This is a genomic window from Kitasatospora sp. NPDC017646 (assembly GCF_044329365.1).
In the GTDB taxonomy this organism is placed as follows: Bacteria; Actinomycetota; Actinomycetes; order Streptomycetales; family Streptomycetaceae; genus Kitasatospora.
Genome location: NZ_JBIRJC010000121.1, coordinates 1 through 2,802, shown reverse-complemented (window position 1 = coordinate 2,802; position 2,802 = coordinate 1). Strand labels below are relative to the sequence as shown.

1 protein-coding gene and 1 pseudogene are annotated in these 2,802 nt (G+C 67.0%); one reads left to right on the top strand and one right to left on the bottom strand.

The window, feature by feature from the left end:
• Window positions 1-609: 609 nt before the first annotated feature.
• Window positions 610-1,134, top strand: a pseudogene (locus ACH4J0_RS43015) (reverse transcriptase N-terminal domain-containing protein); the annotation flags it as partial.
• A 135-nt stretch (window positions 1,135-1,269) separates the two neighbouring features.
• On the opposite strand, the gene ACH4J0_RS43010 reads toward ACH4J0_RS43015, so the two are convergent.
• Window positions 1,270-2,802: PKD domain-containing protein (locus ACH4J0_RS43010; protein WP_396246635.1), on the bottom strand; the 1,533-nt coding region annotated here is incomplete at its 5' end.

The following is a 2,802-nucleotide window of genomic DNA, read 5'->3' as shown; positions in this document are numbered from 1 at the left end:
CGTCGAGTACGAAGCCGCGTACTACAGCCAACAACAACCAAACCTGCAGGTCACAGCCACAACCTAGAGTCTCTACAGAACCCGCAGCGATTCAAAGGGCTCCCGCTCCATCCGGGAGCTACAGGCAAGGGGAAGGCCGGACGGGTGAGCAGACGCGAACTCTCGTTGATGCCTCGACATCGATACCCCCGGAGATGGGATGAAACGCCGGGGGCAGGGCTGGCCGTTGCGAAACGGCAGGCGGCGGCTGGTGACTAGGAGCCAGCCGTGCAGAACACCGCCGCCCCGGGGTGCAGAGAGCGCCCACCCCGGCCGGATCTCGGCCATGCGGAACGTGAAAACCCCGTCGGGGTCCGGGACTTGTCTCGGTAAGCCGACCGCGAGGGAGGCCCAACTCCCCGGCGGGAGTAGGACGGTCCAAGAAGCCAATGCCGGTACGCCGAAAGGCGACGGGAAACCGGGACAACATGGCCGCACCCTTCGCGGTCGTCTCGCATAACCGGCCGGATACAGGCAGCTGCCTGGCCCGAAAGGGAGCTGACGTGGACCGGGTGAGCCTTTGATGTACCAAAGCTGAAGTACCGGAACCGAAGGACAAGTTGGACACAGATGACGGCATACGCATTCGCTCTTGCGATGGCGGCCCTCGGAGTGAACGGACCGAAGGACGCGGCCCCCGACTGGGACGCCATCAGCTGGCGCACTCACGAGGACCACGTACGGCGACTGAGGCAGAGGATCTTCAAGGCGACGAAGGAAGGGGACCTCAAGAAGGTCCGCAATCTGCAGAAGCTGATGCTGCGGAGCCGAAGCAACACGCTGGTCAGCGTGCGGCAGGTCACGCAGCGCAACGCTGGCCGCAAAACGGCGGGGGTCGACGGAGAGGTCGCTTTGACCTCCCGCGATCGAGGGGAGCTGGCGGAGCGGCTGCACCGCCACGCCTCGCCCCTCGAAGTCCTGCCGGTCAAGCGGGTCTTCATCCCGAAGGCGAATGGGAAACAGCGCCCCCTGGGGATTCCGGTGCTCGCGGACCGCGTGCAGCAGGCACGCGTGAAGAACGCCCTGGAGCCCGAGTGGGAGGCCCGGTTCGAGCCGAGGTCCTACGGATTTCGGCCCGGACGGGGCTGCCATGAGTTCAACGCGGTCGACGGCTACGTCCACGAGCGGCTGGCGATCTTCGCCAGCCGGAAACACGGACTCGCGGGCCGGAATTTGAAGCGGCGGGGACTGGAAACGGAGCATCGGCCACCGCGCCAGTCCCCGACCCTACTAAGGGACGAGCGGGGCGGGCGGCCCGACCTTCGCCGTGTCGTCACCAGCGGTGGTGTCGCCGTTCTGCTCGGTGGCGACGACTGTGATCCGGTAGGAACCCGCTGTCTGGTAGGTGTGCTGAACCGCGAGCTGCGTGGTCGTCACGATCGGAGTTCCGTCACCGAAATCAAGGTTGTAGGAGACGACCGGTGACCAGGTTTCCTGGTCACGGATCGAGAAGGTGGCCGACGCCCCGGCTGTAATCCCCTGCGGCTGGCTCAGGACCCCGATCCAGCGGGACGAGGTCGTGAACTCGAATGCGCCCCGGTCGTAAACCTTCGAACCGGTACCGGTGTTGGCGACGTAGGGGTCGTCGATCCGCTGGTAGCCGTAGAGGTCGGTGCTGAGTTCGCCGGGTGCGTCGGCGTCGGCCGAGTCGATGCCCGGGGAGTTCGAGCCGATGGGAAGTGCCGTGTCGATGTTCCCCGAGAGGTGCGGATCGGCCGTGAGGTCGTGGGCACCCTGCTGCGGGACGGACTTGGTGAAGTCGGCCGCGGTGGCGTAGCTGCTGCCCGCCCAGCTGTAGATCGGCCCATCGGCAAAGGAGTCGGCCAGGTTGTAGTCGGCGACGATACTCGGCACCGAGGCGGCCGAGACGGAGAGCTTGACCGTGCTCTGCTCCGGGGCGCAGGCAGGGGCGTTATGGCCGGTGTCGGAGGCGGTGGCGAGGACGTTGTTCTCGACCACGGCCCCGGACGAGTCGCCCAGCAGGCCGATGGCCGGACCGCAGACCGAGCTTACGGTGTTGCTCGTGATCACCGTCCCCGGGGCGTCGGTGACCTGGATGCCGGCCCCGCCCGCCTGGTTGTCTACAGCGTTGGTGCTGAGCACAGTGCCGGTCACACCTGCGTCGACGGCGATGGCGGTGTGGGCGCGACCCCTCATGATGTTCCGGCTGATCGTGTTGGCCCGGGTTGCCCCGCCGAGGTGGACGCCGGCGGTCTGCGGGCCGGCCGACGTTCCGCCGCCCATGATGTTGCCGTCCAGGGTCACCTGTTGGGTGTCAGCGAGCTCGACGGATCCGAGGGCGCCCCCAATGCCGAAACCCGTGATCATCACGTCGTGGACGCCGTTGAGAACGAAGCCGTGGCTCGGGTTCGTGCCGCCCGGGTTGACCCCGACGAGCGGAAGTGTCTTGAGGCCGTTGCGAATGTTGCCGCCCAGAAGGGTGATCGGCTTACCCCGCTCTCCCGAGTGGCTGAGTGTGACCTGCTCGGGGTACTTCGCCGCAGCCACCTGGACGGTCTGGCCGGGCCGGGCGGCGTCGATTGCGGCCTGGATGGTGCAGAACGGCGCGGCCTGGGATCCGCTGCCCGTGTCGGTGCAGCCCGTGGCCGGGTTGACGAAGAGCGTGGCGCCGTCGGCGATCGCAGGCGCGGGAGCGGGCAGACCAACCCCTAGTCCTGTCTTTCGCAGGTGCTTCGTTGAGGTGATTCGGCACGGAGGCGGTGTCCGGAGCGGGTCGTGGAGCGTTGATGGTGACGTGCCTGT